The following is a 22,264-nucleotide window of genomic DNA, read 5'->3' on the forward strand; positions in this document are numbered from 1 at the left end:
TGGGCGCCGGCCGCGCCGGTCTGCGGCACGAAGCTCGCCTGGCCCGCATCCGGGTCGGTCACATCCAGCTTGCCGCCGGTCGAGGTCAGCTTGTCCTCGGTCACCGCGCCCTGAGAGGCTCCGGCGATGATTGCTCGATCGTCGGTGCCCATTACGTTTACGACCAGTTGGTGGCTCGTTCCATCAACGCTGTGTATTGTGAATGTTTCGCGCTCGGTCTGCCCGGAAACCAGCGCCTGAACCGAGGGAGAGGCGTTTTCGAGCCTGTAAGTCCAACGACCCGACGCATCGATCTGCAAGCTACCGAAGCTTCCAGTCAAAGATGTGGGTTGAAAATGTGCTTCGCCCGGATCCGGATCGACGATCGTCAGCGCGCCGGACACCGTCAGAACACGATCCTCGGACGTCGTTCCGGTATCCGTTCCCGAGATCCTGGCTGCGTCGGGTTGTGGCAACACATTGAAAGGCAGCTGAACCTGTGCGGAGTGACCGTTTGGATCAACGACCGTTGCGGTTAGGTGCCCTGATCCGAACCAGTCGGTCGGCGGAGTCATGGTCAGGTTCTTAAGGTCGGTGCCGGGACCAAGGATCCACGTCCCACCCGGACCTGCGTGCCCTTGGTTCATGATCGTTCCGGGGGGCAACCCACCGATGGTCACGGTGGAGCCACCCTGCGTGTTGTTGCCGTTCACCACCGAGATCAGGACCGGCACAGGGTGGCCTTCCTTACCACCGGGGATCAACCCGGCGATGGCAGGCCCACTGGGCTGACCACCCGTCACGATGTGGCTTGGCGTCTGTCCCGAAGCGTTACCGCCACCGCCGATTGAACCGCCAGTTGAAACGGAGGGAATGATCACATGTCCGACATTTTGACCTGTGCCAATTCCCGGCAAAGCATGAGTGAAGTCGGGATGTCCTGCACCAGATTTCTGGATATGAGTTGGGGGCAACGGGGCCAGGCCGGACGAGGCCAACCAGTCGGAGCCGGACTCCGCCCCCGGACGACCCGGCTCGGAATGCAACTCGGAAAGGTCGGCGCCCATATGGCGTGCCAGGGCCGGCGCGGAGACCATCAACTGCCGGTTGCCGGAACCGCCGCCACCTTGCTCTACGCCATCCGGCGCCGCATGGGCGCCTTCGTCCTGTACATCCGGAAGATCGCTCGTGTCGGTCACAACCCAGGCAAAAACCTCTTCGGACAACTCGTCTCTGGGATCCGCGGTCGAGCGGGAGGGTTGGGATTTGCTCGGGCTCTGATCGGACATCGCGTCTCTCCTCACCTCTCAGTCAATGCCAGGTCGAGATTGGTGTAGATGGGTTTCCAGACATACTGAAACACGGTCTTGGCACCGGTCTTGATATCGGCCTCGCCGGTCATTCCGGCGATCAATGTAAGTCCGTCCTCTGCATCGCGGAAATGGTCGCTGTCCAGCTGCACAAGGACTTCGTAAAATGCTGTTCCTCGCTCATCGACTGATGTTGTTGGCGAAACTTCCTCGACCTTGCCGGGCAATGCGCCGAAGCGACTGTAATCGAAGCTGTCAATTTTCAATCGAACGGGTTGCCCGACTGAAACGAAGCCGACATCGCGCGGCGACAAGCGACCGCTGAAACGATAGCCGCCATCGGCGGGGACAATTGTGACGACCATTCCGCCGGGATCGATGACATCGCCGATCGTGTCGTCGGGGATCGACTGGACTACCCCGGAAACGGGCGACCGGATCTCTGTCTCCGCGACACGGCTCTGAAGGCCGGCCGCTTCGGCCTGCAGTGCACGCCGCTGGGAATCCGCTTCGGCAATCCGGCTACGGGCCTTGGCATACTCATCCAGTTCGACCTGTGTCAGAGACGCCTGCAGCTCGGTAATCTCGGCCTCGGCAATGGTTCGCCGACCGGCGAGCTGGGCAAGTTCGAATCGATACTGCGCTTCTTGCTCGCGCAGTTCCGCGAGCTTTGCGCGTCCGCTCAGTCCCCGATCCCGCAGGTCCTGTTGAACGGCACGCTCCTCCTCGGTGACTGCGATCTGTTGAATGAGTTGGGGGCGTTCTTCATCGATGGCTGCAATCTCGGCGCGGTTTTCTTCGATCTGCGACTGGATCACTGAGCGTTCGGCGCGAATGAAGGCACGAGTTGCCGCAAGTGCAGCCGTTTCGCGTTCCACGAGGTCATTGAAATCTTCGGCATGGGCCGAGAAATTCGGTTCCCGCCCCTCTGCAAGCGCGAGAAGCCGCTCGATTTCAAGCGACAATCCCGCAATACGCGCTTCAGCCGCCCGGAGTGCCGATTGTGCCTCCGCCTGATCCAGAAGCGCCACGATCTCGTTCGCTTCCACCATCTGACCTCGCGTCACCCGCAGCTCGGCCAGTTGACCTCCGTGCCGGCTTTCAACCCGCTTCACCTGCGCGATGGGTTCGATTTCCCCGCGCGCCTTGGAGATCTCGTCCACCGGCGTGTAGACCATCCAGATCACCAGTGCGGTCAGACCGAGCAAAACGACAATCGCCGCACGACGCATCCAGACGAAGGTCGACGTATCGTAAAGGTCGAAAGGTTGATCTCCGCGATTTTCACCCATCGCTCTTCTCCTCCGTCGAAGCTTCTGCTTCTGGCTTTTCTGTCTGAACGGGCCCGCAATAGACGACGTTGCCGGCGTCCAGAACGATAGCGATATCGGCATGCGCCGCGAGTTCCGTGTCGTGGGTTGCAAGGAAGATCGTAGCCTTGCCGCGCGTTTCGTCGATGAACTTCGCGATCTCGGTCACAGCGTCCTTACCACTCGCGGCAAGCGGATCATCGAGAACGAAGAAACTGCTGTCATGTCCGACAATTGCGGACCACGCTATACGTTCTATCTTGGCTTCCGCGGAAAACCCAGCGCCGGGCTCCGTTCCACTTTGATCCAGCCAAAAGCGCTTGTCACCACCGACGTAGGCGCATCGTGCGTCGATCTCGTCGGGATCATATTGGGACATCTGACGCCCGTTTAGTGTCAGGTTTCCGGATTGCGGGCTGAAATGCCCTGCCACGAGCTGCAACAAGGTCGATTTGCCCGACCCGTTCGGTCCCATCACAACGACGACGCTGCCGGCGGGCACATCGAATGTTACGCCGGTCACGGCAGGTGGCTGACCGGCTTCGTAGCGGTAGAACAACCCCTGAGCGGCCACAGCGGGCGCCTCAGGTTCAAGCGCGATTTGGAGATGAGCCTCTTGGCCTATCGTTGGCGCGCGGAGTTGTGTCTCAAGAGAGTTCCAGCCGTTGCGGATTGCTTTAAGTCGCGGGATCGCAAGGAACAGCGATTGCGCTGGACCGGTGATGCGCCAAGTCAGCAACATTGTTCCGATCAGTGTTCCTGGTGACAAATGGCCCTTCAGCGCGAGATCGATTCCTACGACCAGTGTTACGAGCGCGGTGCCGGATCCAAGCGTGGTCGCGATTGCAGACTGGGAGCCAATCTTTGTCATCGAACGGTGCGTGTCGCGCGCACTTGAGCGCAAGGCTGCATCGAACCGCTGAAGCCATTTCTCGCCCAACCCGGCGCGTTGAATAGCGCCGTTGGCGTCGACCAATTCCCCAATCATCTGCGTGCGCCTCATGGATTGGCGGGCGGCAAACGGGTCCCTACTGCCGGTTCCAGCGTTCATCAACAAACCGAAACCAAAAAACATCAGGAGGTAGATCGCGGGAATGATCGCCATGCCTCCGCCAACAATCACCAAAGCGGCAAAGGTCAACAGGATAAACGGTGCATCATAAATCGCCGTGATATTCGGGGAGGCGAACAGGTCAGCGGCGCGTTCACCTTGTCGGACCTTCATGACAATCGCACTGCCCGAGTTGCCGGCCGCGTTCGATACAGGCGAGCGGAGCGCCTTGCCGGCCAGCAATGTCGAAATTTGTCCAGAAAGCGAGGCGTATTCTGCGGCAGCAAAACCGGACCTGACGCGGCGCATTGCCAGCATCGTGATCAAAACAATCACTGCACCCGATAACAAGGCCGGAAGCGAGTCGACGGCGCCGCCTCCCAGTACCCGATCATACACCGTCATGGTGAAGAAGGGCACCGCAAGAGCGCATAGGTTAATGACCAGAGATTGCCACGAGACATGCACAAAGGCATCACGCGCGCGAGACAAGATATTGGAATAGGTGACCTTGGCGGCTTCGGCTTCGGGGAGCACACGCAGATACAGAAGCGGCCCCTCAAGTGATAGATTTTGAACAGCTTTGTCGCCCTCTCGGAACGAAGCGAGATCACCATCACGTCTTACGACGCCAAACCAGTTGGTGCCGTCTGTTGCAATCAGCGCGCCGTCGTGTCCGTCGCTCCAGGATGCCGGAACGCGCTTGTGAATTGAAGCGTGAAGCCCAATTAGGTTACCTGCTCGCGCCATATCGGACAGCGATGACGAGAAACCTCCGAATGCCGCCTCTACCGCCTGATCGGAGTGGCGCCCGTCTAGATATTTGAGAACGGTTTGGAGGAAGTTGGCGGCTGCTGACATTACTCGACCCCCTCGATCCAGTTTTTCGGGTTTTCGAGTCGCTTGGCATCTTCAAGACCGGCGAGAAGCTCTTCAGACGATGTCTGTAAGAGTATCTTGAAATCAATTGCGCGGGACAGCAGGAACTCCGACAGGTTCCTCACCGTATCGACATCGAGCAGCGCTTCGGGTGACTCGATAATGACCAGCCCGGGGCTGCCCGCGAATGCCTGTACAATCGCGGCGCGCTTGGTGGCGCCATCCGAAAGTGGCCGGCCGGAAGATGCGAGCACCGTGTCGTAGCCATGGGGAAGTCGACAAACGACGTTGTCCAGTCCGATCTCGCGCGACAGGGACAGTGCTTCTGGCTCTAGATCCTTGTCCAAGCGGGACAGGCAATCCATGAGCCTACCAGCCAACAGCCGTGGCCGAGCAGATACGATCCGAACTGTCTCCGAGTCCGACAGGTCGCAGGGCAAGTGGTCGACTATGGCTTCCAGCTTTTCAGACACCGTTTGATGCGGTGAAGCTTCGAGCACCCAGATGCCACCGCCAGTCGAGTTCAGGTATTCGGTCGTACGGTGCGACGGCTGACGCTCGCTCTCTCCACTGTTTTCAAGGATCGCCTTCGACTGCTCCGCCGCGACAGCGGCGGGCTGGGCACGCAGGCCCGTCGCCGCAACACCTATAAGCTGTGATGCCGCCCGAGAGCCAAGCAACGTGCAGGCGGCAAGCCCGCCGGTTGTCATCTGCCCTGCGAGCACCTCTACGGCGCCCAACCAGACAACGCCGACCGTCGAGATCAACGCGCCACTCTGCAAGAGGTCAAATTGAAAACTGCTGATGTTCTGCGTCGTTCTGTTTGCTTTCAACTGGACAGAGCGATCGTGAGTCAAACGGGCAAATGTCGAGCCGAGGCTGATCAGCGTCGTCGTGTTTGAGGAAGTGTTAGCGAGCGCCGTGACACTGGCCTCGTACTTTGCGCCCGACAGCAGTTCCTGCTGCAGGGCAGATCGATTCCGCGGCGCAACCACAAGGAACGCGATCACCGAAACGGCAGCGACCAACAAGGGCGCGGCGACAACGATTCCGCCGAGATAGGCGACCAGAGCGAGGAAAACGATCGAGAAAGGCGCATCGTATCGGGCCAGCATTGTTTGACCGACACTCTCATCACGCGCCTTGGCGGGGGCGGAAGCAAGCAAAAGAGCATCCTCCCGGCTGTGATGGCCTTTAAGAAGTTGTCGAGCGGTATGAGACCAAAGCCTGTGTTCTTCCAGTGCCGACCACCGAGCAAACACGCCGGACCTTACATATCGAAGCATTCCCGAAAACACCAACGCGACAACAACTGCCGAGAAAATGACGATTGCAGATCCGGCTGCCTGATTCGGCAAAATCCGGTCGTAGACCTGCAGGAGAGCCAAAGGAAGCGCCAACGCAAGTGCGTTGATTCCCAAAGAGACAAGGCACACAAAAACCCGCGAGTTTGACTTCATAGCGGGAGCGCGATTGGTTCGCTTACTTTGATATGCCGTGTTGGTACTCATTGGCTTTTTGATCAGATCTCAAAAAAAGATTTACCTAAACGTATCTTGAGAAAAAAAGGAATCAACCGGAGAACGCGGTTGGGCGAAGATACCAGTCCAATGCTCGGTCGCTTTTTCTTACGAGCTTTTTCTGCAGGAACGCCAGAAGAAGACTGCGGTGGGGCCGGGGTCTGACTTGCAGGTGCAGAAGTCGACGGCAAAGTGACGCTAGTCGATGCGAACAAAACAGAAATCAATCTGCAGAATTTTGAAACTGCGCTATTAGTTCGGCTGGTTCTTAAAGTCAGGTTCTAACTACTGCATTGGGTCATTTTGCGTGTCGAATAGTGCTGATACCAAGTGTAGATAACAACTTGATCGACCCCAATGCGAACCGAAAGTCAGACTATTGTTGGAACGTCCGATCGGCCTCGAGAGCCATACGTTCTCTATGTATTCCGAAGCCTCTTTCTCTATTTGATTATTTTGAACAGGAGAAGGTACTGGGGCCTTCCCTTCATTGCTTATACCGGCTCCCAAGTCCCTCAGCACCCATGCCAGATTTCGGCTAAAACCCCCACATGCGGCCAGTTCTCAAGTTAAACTCTTCTCCCACAGAGATGGTGCCGAAAATCGGATGTTTGCGCCTCGAAACTAACTCTATGTGGAAGTTTCCGGCCCCTTCTTGACCCACTCGGATCAGATCAAAGCAATTGCAAAAATTGACGTAAAGGGCCAACGAATATGGTGCTGGCTGCAATAACGCGGATCATGTCTTTCTTTTCAGTTTTCTCACTGAAGTCTGATATTCAATACGAGTGCTTTGAGCCGATAACATTGCGGTTACCCAGACTAAGGGTCATCGATCCTGCAGGACAATATCCCATCGCGCTGGTTCGTTGGGGTCTTGTGCCTCGATAAATGCGTAGTGGGTTTTGTTCCAAGGAAGCACCCGGTTGGTCAGGTTGTCCAACACATAATCTCCTTTGGATGTCCTAACGACTAGTACCGCATGCCCTTCGCGGTGAAGATCCAACACGGTAGCGAGAAGTAAGTGATCCGGAGAGATGCCCAATTTCTGAAGCTCTACCTTCTTGAGCATCGCGATGTCTTCGCAATCTCCGCCTAAGTGCGAGGGCAGTGCCCACTTTTCAAGAACGTGATACTGGCTCTTGTCAGACACCTCTGGAGTTTTTTGGTTAATGCTTTGATTTACTTTTTTTATCTTCTTCCATTCAGCATCGGTAATCTGATGAGGGTTCGGTGATTTTTGACAAATTGGCGGATAGCTCGAGCAAACACTTTCAAACCCTTTTGGCGCCGGCCATTCTCGACCCAAGTGCATGATTGTGTCCGCAATAGATGTAGTCGAAAGGGTACAAAGAACACCACAAAGACCAGCCAAAAAATCTAACCGCATAGTCATTTTTGACGATTCTTCCTCAAAATATCCAAACCAGTTTATGTCCGGCGAAAGCGCAAAATCAAATCTTGATCATCGGAAACTTCGATCTTGAAAGCGTTTGGTGATCGAATCCCAAGACAAAAGCAGACTGCACCACAGAACTTATCTGAAGGAAACCGCCAAGATAGCTGGGCACAGTTGCATCGCCTGAAATGAACGGCTGCTTAACCTGCCCACCTGATGGATTAATGCTCTCCCGTCTAAGTTCACGCACTGCGGCATCGGAAGGGTTGGCAATTGGCCGCTTGTGGGCAGTTTGCGTCACCTAGTGTAGTTCGACTGAATGGCAGCTTTGTCCGCATAGTGGTCGTTCATGACTTTTCAGCGAACGTCTGCATCAAGCTCAAAACGGACACGGATGAACGATTACCTTGCCACTGTCCGAGGTTTTGTATTCGGGGAAAATCAAATTTTTTTCGGAGGATTGACGGGCTGCGGGGGTGCCAAGCTCCACTCGCCCCCCGTGTTTTTGTCGGGGTGGGGGGGGGTATTTTCGGGATTATGCCCGGCCTGACAAAATCCACCCCGACGCCTACATTTCGATCAACGAAGCCTCACTGCATGCTGGTACCAAGTCTATCTCATTGTGTATCCTGATCGCCGTTGGTTTCGGGTTTCGCGGGTTGGATGACGCAGGCCACGTCTCGAGTAATCTCAATACGTCAGCGGCGCAGTAGCACTTTACGCCATTTCGCTGGATACACTCATGGTAGTCTGCCCTGACATATCTCCGGCCACGGCGCTTGCCTTCTAGAATGCGGATTAGGAGAACAGGTTGCAGGTCGTAACGCCAGCGGATGTCACAGGCCGCTCAGGCATGGATGTCCCTGCCGAGGCTACTGAACGCGAGTGTGGTGACTGCCACGGCGGCGGGATCACCATCCAGAAAATCGAGTATGAGGGGTGTCGCTTCAATGGTGACGACACCGGGCTTGCAGGCCTGTGCGGCGCGCTTCCTGCGCTCATGCGGTTCATGACGAAACCCCCGCGGGGCGGGTGTCCAGCCGTACGGGCCGGAAACGATCCTCAAATAGCGGGCGTTTCCGGCCCTCAACCGAAATACGGCCTGTTATTGGCCGAGAAAGGCTTTTTGGGGGTTTTCCCCAGATTTGGCGACTTTTTCACCCGATTTTCCCCAGATTTGGCGAATTTCCCGGTTTTCACGCTCGGGTGTGTGGATGTGGGGACGGCGGGGACGGATTTCCTTTACCCTTTGCCCTTGGGCGTTTTTAAACACATGAAACAGTAAAATGTGCACAATTTACACCTGTATATAAAGGGTAAAGCAAACCCGTCCCCACGCACATCCCCGAGAGACATCCCGAGGCACCTCTACCCCCTTATTCGACATGTTCATTTGCGTAGTTTCACCCCTGCCGCACCTCGGACGCGCCCGTCAAAATTTCGGGCGCGTTTGCCGACCTTCGTTTTCGTCACCTTCCGGTAGTTTTTGCGCCAGAACCGCCGCTCAAATGTTTTCTGTGTGAACTCCCCGACATCGTTTTCGTCCGCGAAATCTTCGAAGTCCTCGAACATCTCGTGCATGGCCAGTTTGTCCTCCGGGTTGCCGGTGATCTCGACGCGCTCCGCCACCCACATGCCGATGGGGTCGAGGTGGATGGTGGCGCGTCTGCCAATCTCAACGCTTGTATCGACCCGCGTGAAGTGCATTCCCTGCTCCCCAAGCCGGTCCATGCCGTCCAGCGCCCAATTCAACCACGCGGCGGGTTGGCTCCATATTTTGTCGAGCAGTCTGGCGTCCTCTTTCCCCAGCCACGACCCAAGCGTTTCGATGAAGTGAAACCGCGTGTAGAGCGCGCCGTCGAAGTCCTCCAACCATGGGACCGAGTTCGACATGATGAGGAACCTCGTGTCGAGTTTCCCGTGCCACGGGGTTTTGTATTTCCGTGGCACCTCAACCCAATCCTCGCCAATGACGCTGAGCAGCGTCTCCGCGACGGCGGCTTTATCGGTGTTCTTGCCGACCCTCATGTCCGGCATGATGCACACCGGCTTATCCAGTAGCCCCTCACGCCCGAATTGGCCCCCCATCGTCCGCGCACTCATGGACGCCATATTTCCCCCCAGCAGTGCTGCCAGAACACGCCCGTAGGTGCCTTTACCCGAGCGGGGTGGGCCTATGATCATCAGCGCCTTCTGTGCGTCTGTGCGGCCTGTCAGGAAATATCCTGTGAACTCCTGCAACAACGGGATTTGATCCACTCCGAACGCCTCCATGAGCCACGGCCCCGCCGGGGTGTCCATGAGGTCGGGCGCGTTCTGGTCACAATCCGCGTCCACATATTGCAGGTTGAACAGCGTCGGCGTATGCGGGTGTAGTGTCCGCGTTCCGAGGTCCAGAATGCCGTTCTTGACGGACAGGGGGTGCGCGGCAGGTTTCGTCCGTGTCAGCCACCCGGTGCTGTTTGCCCCCTGGTAAAGGGTCAGGGCTTTCAGAGCGGCCATGACCTCCTCCACGAGCCTGATTGTCGGTTTGACGGGGCCGAAACCCTTGTTGGTGGCCTCGAAACACTCCTCGGCGAGCCACAGCCGCAGGTCATGTTTCAGTTCGTTGGTGTCGGTGGGTGTCCAATGCGTGGTTTGCCACTCGTAGAAAACATCGCGCCAAAACACGAGTTTCCACCCCTTGGGGTGTTGGAACATCGCGCCAAGGAACTGTTCGGCGGTCGCCTCCTTGTCCTCGGTATCAACGCGCACCGTGCGCCCGCGCCAGACGCCGCTCTCGCGCGTTGCCTCTGCCTCGGCCTCAGCGGCGTCGTCAGCCTCAGCGCGTCTTGCGTCGGTGATCAGCTGGCGCAAGTCTGTCACGCGCTGCGGATATCCCCGGTCCTTGCACTCCCGGCTCAGGTTTTGGATCGCGGGTTCGATTTCGACCGTGCGTTCGATGCGGGCGACCCGCAGGATTTCTGCTTCAAGCCATGCGGCGTTGTTGGTGTCATTCAGCATGACCGAAAATCCTTCTCATTGCTTTCGTGGAGAGGGCGCTGGGAGCGAGGCGCGGACGCCGAATATCCCCAAGCACCAGAACCTCGGGGGCTCCCTGCCGCACCAGTTCCGTGCGGTAGTCACGGCTCCTGCGGTTTTTGCAGTGGCCATGAAAACATTTGAACGACCGCAGCCCATCCGCCTTGTTCGGGGGGTGGTAATAGGTGCCGGTCTCGTCCTGCCCCGTGTGCTCGTGAACAAACGGACACACGATGGGCACCCAGCCATCCCTCAAGGGAGCACCCAGAACGCGACCCTGAGCGCCCAACCACAACAGCAGGGGGTCGTCACTCTGAACGTCCACAGGGACGCCCTTGCGCCCATACACGGAGCGCGTGACGGTCTTTTCCACCACGGGCACTTGGAATGCCTTCTCGACCAGCACGTCCGGATTGAAACGCCGGGAAAAATCCGCGTAGACGATGCGCGCCGCGTGGGTCTTTTTCGGCGGGACGGACCCCGGCAACCGGAATATCCGGGTGCGGTCCACCGCCGCGGGGTCGGTCAGCCCACCCTCTTTCGCGCTATGCAATATCGTCGCCACAAGGCTCGGGTCGCGTTCAATCCGGTTCAGGGCGTACACCCACTGGGTGGAGCCGGGTTTGGTCTCCATGATGAACGTGGGCTTGACGGGCGGCTCCTTGATCCGGAAGCCGTTCTTCACCTCGCCCACGTCGTCCAGGCCGATCAGCGTCGTCCCAGTCCAGCGTTCCTTGCGCCGCCGGAAGTCACCCGCCGTGGCTGGCGTGTTGAACTCGAACAGGTGGAGCGCGTAATGCGTTTCACCCTCGGTCACCTCGGTGAAGGGCCATGGGCGGGCGACATATGCGCCGCCCTCGTACTGCGTGCCGATGCACACGCTCTCGGTCGGCCCTATCGGGTAGACCGACCGTGTGAACAGGGTTTTCAGGAACTTCTGAATTTCAGAACGCTGCATTACAAACCCCCTTTGTCGCGGGGTTGCGACGCGCTTCACTCGGACCCGTCGAGGCACTTACGTGATCGACGGTACATTGAGTGGGCGTCGTCCTTTTGGGCGGCGCTTATTCGTTCGTGCGACACGGTGGCACCCCCTTCGCATCTTTGAGCGGTCGGATGGTGAGCCGAGGCATGGGCAGTTTGAGGCGGCGCGCGACTTCACGCAGCCCTGCGGCCTCGCTATCGCTGTGGACGACAAGCGCGCACTTGAGCATGTTCGCGGCCTTGATGTGTTCGGCGAGATCAAGATCACGCGGCATGGTCATCCCTCCCAAACGTGTTGAGTGAGCGCGCACCCTCGACATCAACGCGGCGCTGGGCCTCGGCGAACAGGGCGCGTGTGTCGTATGTGGCTCGGCCATTCAGGTGGATTACAGGCAAGTCCCACCGCTCGAGGGAACGGGGCGAGGTTTCAAACCCAGCCATGGCCAGCAGTTTGGCCCCGCGCTTACGGGATACGCGCTCAGGGCATGGGTCGGGGAGGGGCAGGATATAAGCGCTCATGCAGCCACCCCTTTCGATTTCGGTGTGGCGTTGGGCTCATTGTTCTCGGGAATGTCGCCCGGTTGAATCCTGTTCCGCTCTTTGAACGCAACGATGCTCTCGCCCTCTATCAGGGTGAGGCCGTTGCGGCTGTAGGCCAGCAGTTCGCCCCGATTGATGAGGCGGTAAATCGTGGACGGATTACAGCGGGTCAGGGCCGCAGCCTCAACCACTGTACAGTCCGCCATGGGATGAAAGGAATAGGAGGCGTCCCGGCTAGGAACCTTGTTGCGGGTCTCGCTCCACGTTCGTTTGGGCATAGGGTGTCACCTTGTTCAAGACATTGGTGACACCCCATAAAAAGGACATATTCGCAGAAAGATACAGCTGACTTCGACAGGCCTTAGGCCCGTCGAAGAAATCTACTTGAGGGACTGCTTAAATGCCCGCCACTTACCTTTTTCGCTACCCGCTCGGGCTGCATCCGGCGATGCGCCCAGCGCGAGGGCGTCATAATAATGCCCCAAACGTTCGCGTTGGCGTTCCGATAGATTCGTCTCACTCGCTGCCTTGTTGGTGGCGTCAGCCCTACTCAACGTGTCGAACGTTTGGTCAACGATGGCGAAAGCTTTTTCTATCTTGTCTGCGGCCTCACGTTTGTTTTTTAGCGCCCCTGTGGAGCGCATCCGCTGCCTGACGATGGGTGCCGCCTCCTCATGGGCGCTGCGCGCAAACGTATAGGCCGCATTCGCTTCGATGTAATCCTCTCGGGGGTCAGACCCGTCGAGGTTCAGCAGACGCAGCGCAGCGAAGTCCAGCGCACTCACCTCACCCGGTGGCAGCGCCGCCAGCCGTTCGGCTTCCTCGCGGCTCACTTTCAGGCGGCTCATGATTTCGGCGGCGATGTCGACGCGCTGGGCGTTGGGTTTCGGCTTGGTCATGACCAGCCCCCCAGCCCGACAACCGTCTTTCGCTCGGCCTGTGGGTCTATGATGCTGGCAAGGAGGCGACCCCAGGCCATCATGACGGCGGCTTGTTCCCTGCGCCGTTCCGCGCGCTGATAGACGCCCAGAACCCCGCCGCGTGTGCCGCTCTGCATGTGGTTCAGAACCGCATCCACAACACTCTCAGGGAAGCTGGCCCCACTCTCGCCCAACAGGCTGGCGAATGTGCGGCGCAGGTCATGAATGGTCCAGTCGGTGACGCTCGGCGTTCCCTCGTGGATGATGCGGTTCAGGTTCGACTGGCTAGCAAACACGCGCCCCGACCGGTTTGGGAACACCGGCCCCTTGGGGTTGGCCTCCCGGCGACGTTCGAGGATTTCGCACGCCTGTGGTGGCAACGCAAAGCGGTGTTCCACCCCGTTCTTGGTCGAGGTGTCAGGCTGGGTCCATTCGGTCAGGTCCGCGTCCATCTGGTCCCATGTCAGGGCCAGCCCCTCGCTGATACGGCACGGGACGCAGATCATGAAGCGCAGGAAGTCACGGCGCACCGGGTCGAGGTTCTCAGCCTCGTGCCAGAGCGTGTGCAGTTCCTCGGCGCTCAGGACACGCGCGCGGGACGCACCCGTGGCAGGACGCTCCACCATCAGGGCGATGTTGCCGTCGATCATCTCCTCGGCCACGGCGTAGTCGAGGAACCGTTTGATGGCGAGGTAGCGAATATTCCAGTTCGTCCCGACACGGTTTCTGAATAGGGCGCGCAGCGGCTTGATGGTGATGCAGTCGGGTGTAAGGTCCATCACGCCCAGCGCGCTCAGGACATGCTCGGCACCGCGCCGGATTGAACCCACGTAAGCCTCGTCCAGTTTTCGACCCTTGCGGGCCTTGGAACGGCGCTCGGCGAAATCGGCCATAAACGGTTCTATTAGTGTGCGGCACGTCTTTTGTGCCTGTCGTTCGGCCACGCGCTGGGCGGTCTCGCGGCGTTGGTCCTCAACTGGGTCCGCACCACCACGCACCGCAGCCTTGGCGGTTACGGCGGCGGCTCTGGCCTCCTCAAGGGTCAGTTCCGCATGGTTGCCGAGGGTGAGGGTGCGGGTGGGGTAGCGTTTGCCGTCTGGGCGGGTGCCGCGCGGCTTATACTGAAAGCGCCACGCCTCGCTGCGCTTGTTCACAGCCAGCGCAAGGCCCTCCACCTGCGCGTCTCTCAATATGATGGGTGTGGGCGCACCAGCCTCACGTTTCCGCACGGCGGCGGCAAAGGTTTTCTTGTTAATCGTCATGGCGTCATCCTCGGTACATCATTCAGGTGCGGACACTATGCGGACAATATATGCGGACATTAGCGGAAATCAACGCGCGGCCTGCGGAAGTTATGGGCTTGTTAGAACCTTTTGATTGTTGGCTTTTTCGACTTTGGGTGCAGGGGCTTACGAGGTGTGGTGCATATGATCGGCTTCCACATGCCCTTCCCCGCAGCCGGGTTTGTCGAAACCCGCGGCGACGGGTTCCGCTTTGTCCCCGTCAGCTATCAGATGATGGGCTAACCCCTAATATCCGGGATCTGGCCGCACCTTTGAGCCGTCTGTAAACCGAGACAGACGGAATGCGGCCGGATCCACACATGGGGCGGCCCCGGTCACAAGATCGGCCATCAACCGCCCCGCCCCCGGTCCAATCCCAAATCCGTGCCCCGAGAACCCTGTGGCGATGAACATTCCGGGCATCTCATCAACGGTCGACATGACCGGAATTGCATCTGGGGTCACGTCAATCATGCCCGCCCAGCTTTGAACGATCTCTGCCTGTTTCAACGCAGGTACGCTTTGGCTGGCCCGTGACCAGACCTGTCTTAGAACTTTGCCGGATGGCTCGGGATCCAGAACGCGGCAATGTTCGAACGGAGTGACATCTGTGGGCAGCCATCTGCGGTCCTGTTGAGCCTCAGCCGCCCATCGTTTGGAAAAGCGAAACCGCAGCGACCGCCACTCCTGCCTGTAGGCCGGTAGAAAGCGCCGCGCCAATCGAAAACTGTCAGGCACGATATCGACTGTGTTTTCATGCCCCGAGGCTATCGTGTAGCCCCCGTCCGCGCGTTTTCTTATGGCGAAGTCATCAGACCACAGGGCGGTTTCAAGTCCGTCAGCAGGCGACGTGCGCAGCACCGTGTTCAACACCTTAAGCTGCGGCAGGTCGATCCCCGCGTTTCCGGCAAATAGGCGCGACCAGGCACCTCCGGCCAGCACGACATGTGCGCAGGCCACGCGCCCCCTTTCGGTGAAAACCCCTGCAACACGACCGGCTTGAACATCGACGCTGCGCACCGCGCAGTTGGTCATCACTGAAGCACCCCGGTCGCGGGCAGCTTCGGCTATTGCGGGCGCGGCCCATTGCGGCTCGGCACGGCCGTCCTGCGGCATATGCAGGGCCCATTCCAATTCTGTGGTACACCCCGGCAAAAGCTGTTGCAGCTCTGCGCCTGACACCATTCTTGCACCGGTCTGCAACCCGTCCACGTGATCCAGCCAGCGTTCAAGATTGCGCCGATCTCGGTCCCCCGATGCGCCAAACAAAATACCTGAACGGGTAAACCCTGTTTTTCGGCCAAGCCTTCGGTCCAGATCATCCCACAGACGCTGAGACTCGATCATCAGCGGAATTTCACGGGGGTCCCGCAGCCCCAATCGAACCCACCCCCAATTGCGAGAGCTCTGTTCGCCTGCAATATGTCCCTTTTCGCAAAGCAACACGGACAGGCCGCGTTCCGACAATTCCAAAGCAGTCGCAGAGCCGATAATCCCGCCTCCGACGACAACGACATCCACAGCTTTGGGTAGGCTCAGATCAGGCTCGACTGGGGTTGGTTTTGGGCCGGGCATATACCGCTCATTATTCATTGCTCCGACCGCAATGAATGCCCGTCAATCGTGCCGAAGCAATACGACCGAAGTCGTGTTTGACACTATTTTGATGATATGTGGCCGCCGCGCACGCTTCACGACAGGTCGCGTCCAATTGGCTTAGGCAGCGCCGACCAGTTCGGCCCATTTCTGGCGCAGGGTCGAAGTGAATCCGATAACCGTTTCCGAGGGTTCCTCGACCGTTGCATCGTCGACGTCCAGTTCCTCGGCTTCAGCAGCATCCACGCGTTTGGGTTCAACTGCCCGAGGAGAGGTCTCCTCGCTCAGGAGGTCGGCAATGACAGAGTCAATCTTGGCCTCGTCCAGCGCTTGCCCTTTGGATTCCATCGACTTCCACGGCAACGGCGAGTGGAGAGGTTTATCGTATTCCTCACGCATAATCGTACCAAACCATTACAACCAAAACCCAGATCAGTGTTCCGCATTCGACCAGAAAGCTGTCAAAGGCCCGTGGCCCCGTGCAATGCGTCACACCCGCCCCACATGAGGCGATAATTCAACAAAACTATGGCGAAAAGATGTCAGCGCATCAAGCAGACGCCCGCATTCCCAACGGAAACGGCCTCATACCCGCGGGATGTGGAAACAGTTCGATGAAAGAGGGGATTTTGCATCCGAATATGGGGTGCAGCGTGACCCAGAGTGCCCTTAAGACCGGTCGCGCCAACGGTTCACGATTGGGTATCTGCGGTCCAACCAAAAGGCGCGGCTGGTCAAACGCGTTCCCGGAGCGGACTGGAAGCGTTTGTATTCGCTGATATAGATCAGATGTTCGATCCGGCGCGCGATGTCGCCATCGAAACCGGCCGCAATGCAATCTGCAATCGACCCCTCCTGATCCACCAGAATATCCAAAATCGCGTCCAAAACAGGATAGTCCGGCAAGCTGTCGCTATCCTTCTGATCCTCGCGCAGTTCCGCACTGGGGGGTTTGTCAATCACGGATGGCCGGATCACCTCGCCCGACGGACCCGACATCCAGTCACGGTGATTGGCGTTGCGCCAGCGACATGTCTCGAACACACGCGTTTTGTACAGGTCCTTGATGGGGTTATAGCCCCCGTTCATGTCGCCGTAGATCGTGGCATATCCAACGGCAACTTCGGACTTGTTGCCAGTGGTCAGCAGCATCTCGCCAAATTTGTTCGAGATCGCCATCAACAGCAACCCGCGCAACCGGGACTGGATGTTCTCTTCCGTCAGGTCGGCCTCGCGGCCGGTAAATAGCGGCGCCAGCGTTTCCGTCACCGCCGCCCGGCTGTCCGAGATTGGCACATAGTCATAATGAACACCCAGCGCCTTGGCGACGGCCTCGGCATCGTCCAGAGACTCCTGACTGGTATATTCCGAGGGCAGCATCACGCAACGGACGTTCTCGGCACCTATCGCATCTACAGCGATCGCCGCAACAAGGGCTGAGTCGACACCCCCCGACAAGCCCAACAGCGCTTTCTTAAAGCCTGTTTTTCTCATGTAGTCGCGCAGCGATTGAACCATTGCGCGATAGTCTTGTTCCCATTCATCAGGCTGCGGCGCAGTATCGGCAGGTACGATCCGCCACCCTTCATCGCCGCGCTCAAGATCAATATGGCGAATGGCTTCATCAAAGACAGGCAGTCTGAAAGCCAGCGTGCCGTCCGGGTTCAGGCCGAACGTGCCGCCGTCAAAAACCTGATCATCCTGTCCGCCGACCATATTGAGGTAAATCAGCGGCAATCCCGTTTCGACGACGCGCGCAACCATGTGATTCAGGCGCACATCGTATTTGTTGCGAAAATATGGGGACCCGTTCGGGACAAGCAGAAATTCGGCCCCTGTCTCCTCCAGCGTTTCGGCAACATCCGGATGCCAACTGTCTTCACAGATCGGGCTGCCTATTCGCGTATTGCCGACGGAGTAAGGACCACCGAGCGGCCCGGAATCGTACAACCGGACTTCGTCAAAGACGGTCTCGTTGGGCAGGTGATGTTTCAACACCTTGCTGCCGATCCTTCCGTTCTTGAGGATCAGGTAGGCGTTGAAAAGGTTGTCCCCCTCGACCCAAGGTCCACCGATGGCAATCGCCGGACCGTCGGCACATTTGACGGCCAATTCCTCAACAGCAGCCATGGCAGCCTGATGAAACGCGGGCCTCATCACCAAATCCTGCGTATTATAGCCGGTGATGAACATCTCAGGCAGTGCAACCATGTCGGCCCCTGCCCCACGCGCATTTTCCCACGCGGCGATTGCCTTGGCAGCATTGCCCTCAATATCCCCCACAACAGGATTGAGTTGCGCCAGAGTGATGCGGAAACGGTCGGCCATGCTGCCCTCTTGCCCTCGTCTTGTCTAATGCCATTTAACAGATCGCACCGCGAGGAAAAGACAAATGCGGCAAAAGCCGTTGCCCTGCCCCCATCGGTATCTTAGTTTTGCGCAAAAGGACGATAACCGGGCAGGCTGAACAACCATGAACGCATTCCGCACTTCGATTGCCGCAACTGCGATGGCTTTGATGACACTGTCCGCTGCCGCGCAGGATGGCCAGGTGATTATCGCGGATGATGAGGTTGGCGGTGTTTACGAAGGCACTTTCCTGAATGGTTTGCGCCATGGCATCGGGACCTATCGCCTGCCAAACGGATTCGAATATTCCGGCGAATGGGCCGAAGGCGAGATTCAGGGCAAGGGCGTTGCGCGATACGTAAATGGCTCGATCTATGAAGGCATGTTCGCGAAGGGCCAGCCTGAGGGTCAGGGAAAAATCATCTATCCCGACGGCGGCAGCTATGTGGGCGAATGGGCCAACGGATCAATTAACGGCAACGGCATTGCGACTTATGCGAATGGCGCGATCTACGAAGGCGGGTTCAAAGACGCCCGCTATCACGGCAAGGGCGTTCTGACGGACCCGAGCGGCTATGTGTATGACGGCGATTGGGTGGACGGGCTCAAGCAGGGCAAGGCAAAGATCACTTCAGCGCAGGGCAGCCTGTATGAAGGCGACGTCCAGAACGGTCAACGCCACGGTCAGGGCACGCTGACCATTCCCGATGGCATGACATATACGGGTGACTGGACCGAAGACCGCATGACCGGCAAGGGTCGGTTGCTGCAGGCAAACGGGGACCTTTATGAAGGTGATCTTGTCGACGGTCAGCGCCAGGGAAAGGGCAAGGCAACCTATGCCAATGGCGCGACATACGACGGCGATTACCTTGACGATCGGCGCCACGGAAAGGGGCGTTTTCTGGGAACCGACGGGTTCGAGTACAACGGTGACTGGGCGGATGGCCAGATCGAAGGGTTTGGTGAGCTGACCTATCCGGACGGCTCGACCTATGTGGGAGATTTCAGCGCGGACCTGCCGCATGGCAAGGGGATGCATACCTATTCCGATGGAATCATTTACGAAGGCGACTGGATCGCTGGGGTGTTTGAAGGAAACGGCAAGGCAACCTATCCAAATGGCGCGGTCTATTCGGGACAGTTCAAGAACGGTCTCAGCCAAGGAACGGGCGTTCTGACTTTTGCCAACGGATACCGGTACGAAGGCGACTGGGCCGAGGGCGCGCGGCAGGGAAAAGGAAAGGCCAGCTTTCCCGACGGCACCGTGTATGACGGCGAGTTTTCCGACGGAAAACGCCACGGACAGGGCACCATCACAACACCGCGCGGCTTCACCTATACCGGCGGATGGGTCGACGGCAAAATCAGCGGCACCGGGGTCGCAACCTATGCCACCGGGGATGTGTACGAAGGTGGATTTCTGGACAACAAGCGCCACGGTGACGGCACCATTCGCTACGCCAATGGTCAGGAAGAATCCGGTGTCTGGGAAAACGGAGTGCTTCCAGAAGAAAACGTGGCAGAGCCCGAAGAAACACCTTCTGCTGAGACCCCCGAAGTGGACGCGCCCACGGCTGACTGAGCATCAGTCACCACGGCACGGTCTCTCCTTTCCAATCAAAAAATTCGCCTGTCTGGGCCGGGGTAAGGCGGTCAATGACGCCCAACAAGTTCTTGGCGGCCTGCTCTGGCGCCACAGTAGGATGGCGTCCGGCATATTTCCGGGTAAAGCCGGTGCGAACAGTCCCGGGATGCAAGGCAACGCAAATGGATTGCGGATGAGTGCGCGCCAATTCTATCGCCGAAGTGCGCACGATCTGGTTCAGGGCAGCCTTGGCTGCGCGATAGCTGATCCAGCCACCCAGACGGTTATCGCCGATCGACCCCACTCGGGCAGACAGGACCGCGACGACACATTGCCTGTCGCGCGACAACAACCTGTGTGCATGGCCAAGTACCAGCGCCGGTCCGACCGCGTTCAGTGCAAATTGATCCATCATGGCGGGGGCCGAAACTGACTTGATCGTCTTTTCCGGCTCTGCTCCGTTGATCTCCAGCGCGCCAGAGGCAATCAAGATCATGTCGAAGGGGCCATTCAGCTTACCCAACCCACGACTCACACTGTCGGGGTCCGCCAGATCAAACCGATCCACGGACCGGGACAAGGTCGTTACAGCAGCAGAGCGTTGGCGCAGGTGTTGTGACAAAGCGCTGCCAATTCCGCCTGATGCGCCGATGACAAGAGCTGACTTCATCATCAGTGACCTAGCTGTCAGGTTGCTTGGATCAACCGGACAGAAAAAGAAAACCTTCCGGCTACGATACGCAAATTCGTTCTTTTCATTCCCGGCATGGGTTGTATAACCTCAATCCCATGATCAACCGCGCAGATATCCTTGTTGCCGACACCGCCACCCGCGGTGCGTCACTGCGTGGCCTACTGATCCTAATCCGCCTCTGAGCGTGCCATCCGGCGCGCCCGCTCAGAGGAGGACGCCCGCGCGCCATAGGCTTTAGGACAGAAGAAGAAAGAGATTCCCATGACCAACGTGACCGACCAAAACCGCGTCTTGATCTTTGACACCACTTTGCGCGACGGCGAACAAAGCCCCGGCGCAACCATGACCCATAACGAAAAGCTCGAGATTGCCGAACTGCTGGACGAGATGGGCGTCGACATCATCGAGGCCGGTTTTCCGATCGCCTCAGAGGGTGACTTCAAGGCCGTCAGCGAGATAGCCGAGCGGTCGAAAAACAGCCGCATCTGCGGTCTGGCCCGCGCCAATTTCGCAGACATCGACCGCTGCTGGGAGGCTGTGAAACACGCCGAGAAGAACCGGATTCACACCTTTATCGGCACCTCGCCCCTGCACCGCGCCATTCCGAACCTGACGATGGACGAGATGGCCGACAAGATTCACGAAACGGTCAGCCATGCGCGTAACCTGTGCGAAAACGTGCAATGGTCGCCGATGGACGCGACGCGGACAGAATGGGATTACCTCTGCCGCGTGATCGAGATTGCGATCAAGGCCGGGGCCACCACGATCAATATCCCTGATACCGTGGGCTATACCGCTCCGGTCGAAAGCGCGGACTTGATCAAGCGCCTGATCGAGACCGTACCGGGCGCGGATGAGGTGGTGTTTGCCACCCATTGCCACAATGACCTTGGCATGGCGACCGCGAACTCTCTGGCCGCAGTCGCAGGCGGGGCGCGTCAGATCGAGTGCACCATCAACGGTCTGGGTGAACGCGCGGGCAACACCGCGTTGGAAGAGGTCGTGATGGCCTTGCGGACTCGCAATGACATCATGCCTTGGACCACGGGTATCGACACCACCAAGATCATGCATATCTCGCGCCGGGTGGCGACTGTGGCGGGCTTCCCGGTGCAGTTCAACAAGGCCATCGTCGGCAAGAACGCGTTTGCCCATGAAAGCGGCATCCATCAGGACGGGATGCTGAAGAACCGCGAAAACTTCGAAATCATGCGCCCCGAGGATATCGGCCTGTCCGGGACGTCCCTGCCGCTGGGCAAGCATTCGGGGCGCGCCGCGTTGCGCGACAAGCTGGAGACGCTGGGCTATGAGGTTGGCGACAACCAGTTGCGCGACATTTTCGTGCGCTTCAAAGACTTGGCCGACCGCAAGAAAGAGGTGTTCGACGACGACCTCATCGCCCTGATGACACTGGATGATGCGGATGATTACCTTCAGCTGGTGTCCATGAAAGTCACCTGCGGCACCGGCGGTCAGGCGGAATCGACGGTCGAGCTGGAAATGGACGGCAAGGACATCATCGCGACGGAACATGGCGACGGCCCGGTGGACGCGACCTTCAAGGCGATCCGGTCGATCTATCCCAACAAGGCGCATTTGCAGCTTTATCAGGTTCACGCGGTGACCGAAGGCACCGACGCGCAAGCGACCGTGTCCGTGCGGCTGGAAGAAGATGGCATGATCGCAACGGGCCAATCGGCGAATACCGACACGGTCGTCGCCTCTGCCAAGGCCTATATCCACGCGCTGAACCGGTTGATCATGCGACGCGAAAAGGCAGGCCCCGGCGCGGACGCCCGCGAAATCAGCTACAAAGATCTGACGTAAACTGGACGGCC

Annotated in this window: 19 protein-coding genes and 1 pseudogene; 4 read left to right on the plus strand and 16 right to left on the minus strand. The window is 58.4% G+C overall.

All coding sequences use genetic code 11. The features are described from left to right. The 5 genes from ACR0MS_RS11470 to ACR0MS_RS11490 form a co-directional block, all read right to left on the minus strand. A partial coding sequence (locus tag ACR0MS_RS11470; RefSeq protein ID WP_480578933.1) for a VCBS domain-containing protein occupies positions 1-1,268 on the minus strand: 1,268 nt, incomplete at its 3' end. 11 nt (positions 1,269-1,279) lie between these two features. Then, positions 1,280-2,581 (minus strand): HlyD family type I secretion periplasmic adaptor subunit, encoded by a 1,302-nt coding sequence (locus ACR0MS_RS11475; protein WP_480573218.1) that lies wholly within the window; start codon positions 2,579-2,581, stop codon positions 1,280-1,282. Next, on the minus strand, positions 2,574-4,511 hold the full coding sequence (locus ACR0MS_RS11480; protein ID WP_170382241.1) for an ATP-binding cassette domain-containing protein: 1,938 nt from the start codon (positions 4,509-4,511) through the stop codon (positions 2,574-2,576). The genes ACR0MS_RS11475 and ACR0MS_RS11480 overlap by 8 nt, the downstream gene beginning before the upstream one ends. Continuing rightward, a complete protein-coding gene (locus tag ACR0MS_RS11485) occupies positions 4,511-6,040 on the minus strand; it encodes an ATP-binding cassette domain-containing protein (protein WP_480573214.1) in 1,530 nt (509 codons plus the stop codon). Before ACR0MS_RS11485 ends, ACR0MS_RS11480 begins: the two co-directional genes overlap by 1 nt. Before the next feature lie 838 nt (positions 6,041-6,878). Further along, positions 6,879-7,364, minus strand: a complete 486-nt coding sequence (locus ACR0MS_RS11490; protein WP_170560174.1) for a transglutaminase-like cysteine peptidase — start codon at positions 7,362-7,364, stop codon at positions 6,879-6,881. A gap of 895 nt (positions 7,365-8,259) precedes the next feature. Here ACR0MS_RS11490 and ACR0MS_RS11495 point away from each other — a divergent pair. After that, positions 8,260-8,733 (plus strand): hypothetical protein, encoded by a 474-nt coding sequence (locus ACR0MS_RS11495; RefSeq protein WP_170756996.1) that lies wholly within the window; start codon positions 8,260-8,262, stop codon positions 8,731-8,733. A 104-nt stretch (positions 8,734-8,837) separates the two neighbouring features. Here ACR0MS_RS11495 and ACR0MS_RS11500 read toward each other — a convergent pair whose 3' ends face one another. From ACR0MS_RS11500 to ACR0MS_RS11530, 7 genes are all read right to left on the minus strand, one after another. Continuing rightward, entirely contained in the window at positions 8,838-10,451 is a 1,614-nt protein-coding gene (locus tag ACR0MS_RS11500; protein WP_170756995.1) for a DUF5906 domain-containing protein, read from the minus strand. Continuing rightward, on the minus strand, positions 10,441-11,427 hold the full coding sequence (locus tag ACR0MS_RS11505; RefSeq protein WP_170756994.1) for a hypothetical protein: 987 nt from the start codon (positions 11,425-11,427) through the stop codon (positions 10,441-10,443). The genes ACR0MS_RS11500 and ACR0MS_RS11505 overlap by 11 nt, the downstream gene beginning before the upstream one ends. A 106-nt stretch (positions 11,428-11,533) precedes the next feature. Further along, positions 11,534-11,728: a hypothetical protein gene (locus tag ACR0MS_RS11510; RefSeq protein WP_170756993.1), complete on the minus strand. Its 195-nt coding sequence runs from the start codon at positions 11,726-11,728 to the stop codon at positions 11,534-11,536. Next, positions 11,718-11,972, minus strand: a complete 255-nt coding sequence (locus ACR0MS_RS11515; RefSeq protein WP_170756992.1) for a hypothetical protein — start codon at positions 11,970-11,972, stop codon at positions 11,718-11,720. Before ACR0MS_RS11515 ends, ACR0MS_RS11510 begins: the two co-directional genes overlap by 11 nt. Then, positions 11,969-12,271, minus strand: a complete 303-nt coding sequence (locus ACR0MS_RS11520) for a helix-turn-helix domain-containing protein (RefSeq protein ID WP_170756991.1) — start codon at positions 12,269-12,271, stop codon at positions 11,969-11,971. The genes ACR0MS_RS11515 and ACR0MS_RS11520 overlap by 4 nt, the downstream gene beginning before the upstream one ends. 102 nt (positions 12,272-12,373) lie before the next feature. Continuing rightward, positions 12,374-12,892 carry a hypothetical protein gene (locus ACR0MS_RS11525; protein ID WP_170756990.1) on the minus strand — a complete coding sequence of 173 codons (519 nt, stop codon included), beginning with the start codon at positions 12,890-12,892 and terminating at the stop codon, positions 12,374-12,376. Beyond that, positions 12,889-14,175: a tyrosine-type recombinase/integrase gene (locus ACR0MS_RS11530; protein WP_480573210.1), complete on the minus strand. Its 1,287-nt coding sequence runs from the start codon at positions 14,173-14,175 to the stop codon at positions 12,889-12,891. The genes ACR0MS_RS11525 and ACR0MS_RS11530 overlap by 4 nt, the downstream gene beginning before the upstream one ends. A gap of 159 nt (positions 14,176-14,334) precedes the next feature. Here ACR0MS_RS11530 and ACR0MS_RS11535 point away from each other — a divergent pair. After that, positions 14,335-14,439: pseudogene (locus tag ACR0MS_RS11535) on the plus strand (MBL fold metallo-hydrolase); the annotation flags it as partial. Between the two features lie 3 nt (positions 14,440-14,442). Here the strand turns inward: ACR0MS_RS11535 and ACR0MS_RS11540 are convergent. The 3 genes from ACR0MS_RS11540 to ACR0MS_RS11550 form a co-directional block, all read right to left on the minus strand. Beyond that, positions 14,443-15,771: an NAD(P)/FAD-dependent oxidoreductase gene (locus ACR0MS_RS11540; protein WP_480573236.1), complete on the minus strand. Its 1,329-nt coding sequence runs from the start codon at positions 15,769-15,771 to the stop codon at positions 14,443-14,445. Between the two features lie 141 nt (positions 15,772-15,912). Next, on the minus strand, positions 15,913-16,191 hold the full coding sequence (locus ACR0MS_RS11545) for a hypothetical protein (RefSeq protein WP_480573206.1): 279 nt from the start codon (positions 16,189-16,191) through the stop codon (positions 15,913-15,915). A 270-nt stretch (positions 16,192-16,461) separates the two neighbouring features. After that, the gene (locus ACR0MS_RS11550; RefSeq protein ID WP_480573203.1) at positions 16,462-18,120 is read right to left on the minus strand and encodes an NAD+ synthase; all 1,659 of its coding nucleotides are present in this window, start codon (positions 18,118-18,120) and stop codon (positions 16,462-16,464) included. A gap of 145 nt (positions 18,121-18,265) precedes the next feature. Between ACR0MS_RS11550 and ACR0MS_RS11555 the strand changes: the two genes are divergently transcribed. Further along, on the plus strand, positions 18,266-19,726 hold the full coding sequence (locus tag ACR0MS_RS11555) for an MORN repeat-containing protein (protein ID WP_480573200.1): 1,461 nt from the start codon (positions 18,266-18,268) through the stop codon (positions 19,724-19,726). A 7-nt stretch (positions 19,727-19,733) separates the two neighbouring features. On the opposite strand, the gene ACR0MS_RS11560 is transcribed toward ACR0MS_RS11555, so the two are convergent. After that, positions 19,734-20,399, minus strand: coding sequence for an SDR family NAD(P)-dependent oxidoreductase (locus ACR0MS_RS11560; protein ID WP_480573197.1), 666 nt, complete (start codon positions 20,397-20,399; stop codon positions 19,734-19,736). 285 nt (positions 20,400-20,684) lie between these two features. Here ACR0MS_RS11560 and ACR0MS_RS11565 point away from each other — a divergent pair, with 285 nt between their 5' ends. After that, positions 20,685-22,253, plus strand: a complete 1,569-nt coding sequence (locus tag ACR0MS_RS11565; RefSeq protein WP_480573194.1) for a 2-isopropylmalate synthase — start codon at positions 20,685-20,687, stop codon at positions 22,251-22,253. Positions 22,254-22,264: the final 11 nt, after the last annotated feature.

It is taken from the genome of Ruegeria sp. CJ2 (assembly GCF_056536745.1).

Excerpts from the sequence above, each read along its gene's own strand:
- ACR0MS_RS11565 (WP_480573194.1), top strand. The coding sequence starts at position 20,685 with ATGACCAACGTGACCGACCAAAACCGCGTCTTGATCTTTGACACCACT.
- ACR0MS_RS11530 (WP_480573210.1), bottom strand. The coding sequence starts at position 14,175 with ATGACGATTAACAAGAAAACCTTTGCCGCCGCCGTGCGGAAACGTGAG.
- ACR0MS_RS11520 (WP_170756991.1), bottom strand. The coding sequence starts at position 12,271 with ATGCCCAAACGAACGTGGAGCGAGACCCGCAACAAGGTTCCTAGCCGG.
- ACR0MS_RS11510 (WP_170756993.1), bottom strand. The coding sequence starts at position 11,728 with ATGCCGCGTGATCTTGATCTCGCCGAACACATCAAGGCCGCGAACATG.
- ACR0MS_RS11500 (WP_170756995.1), bottom strand. The coding sequence starts at position 10,451 with ATGCTGAATGACACCAACAACGCCGCATGGCTTGAAGCAGAAATCCTG.
- ACR0MS_RS11555 (WP_480573200.1), top strand. The coding sequence starts at position 18,266 with ATGAACGCATTCCGCACTTCGATTGCCGCAACTGCGATGGCTTTGATG.
- ACR0MS_RS11515 (WP_170756992.1), bottom strand. The coding sequence starts at position 11,972 with ATGAGCGCTTATATCCTGCCCCTCCCCGACCCATGCCCTGAGCGCGTA.
- ACR0MS_RS11475 (WP_480573218.1), bottom strand. The coding sequence starts at position 2,581 with ATGGGTGAAAATCGCGGAGATCAACCTTTCGACCTTTACGATACGTCG.
- ACR0MS_RS11480 (WP_170382241.1), bottom strand. The coding sequence starts at position 4,511 with ATGTCAGCAGCCGCCAACTTCCTCCAAACCGTTCTCAAATATCTAGAC.
- ACR0MS_RS11560 (WP_480573197.1), bottom strand. The coding sequence starts at position 20,399 with ATGAAGTCAGCTCTTGTCATCGGCGCATCAGGCGGAATTGGCAGCGCT.
- ACR0MS_RS11525 (WP_170756990.1), bottom strand. The coding sequence starts at position 12,892 with ATGACCAAGCCGAAACCCAACGCCCAGCGCGTCGACATCGCCGCCGAA.
- ACR0MS_RS11490 (WP_170560174.1), bottom strand. The coding sequence starts at position 7,364 with ATGCACTTGGGTCGAGAATGGCCGGCGCCAAAAGGGTTTGAAAGTGTT.
- ACR0MS_RS11545 (WP_480573206.1), bottom strand. The coding sequence starts at position 16,191 with ATGCGTGAGGAATACGATAAACCTCTCCACTCGCCGTTGCCGTGGAAG.
- ACR0MS_RS11505 (WP_170756994.1), bottom strand. The coding sequence starts at position 11,427 with ATGCAGCGTTCTGAAATTCAGAAGTTCCTGAAAACCCTGTTCACACGG.
- ACR0MS_RS11550 (WP_480573203.1), bottom strand. The coding sequence starts at position 18,120 with ATGGCCGACCGTTTCCGCATCACTCTGGCGCAACTCAATCCTGTTGTG.
- ACR0MS_RS11485 (WP_480573214.1), bottom strand. The coding sequence starts at position 6,040 with ATGAGTACCAACACGGCATATCAAAGTAAGCGAACCAATCGCGCTCCC.
- ACR0MS_RS11540 (WP_480573236.1), bottom strand. The coding sequence starts at position 15,771 with ATGCCCGGCCCAAAACCAACCCCAGTCGAGCCTGATCTGAGCCTACCC.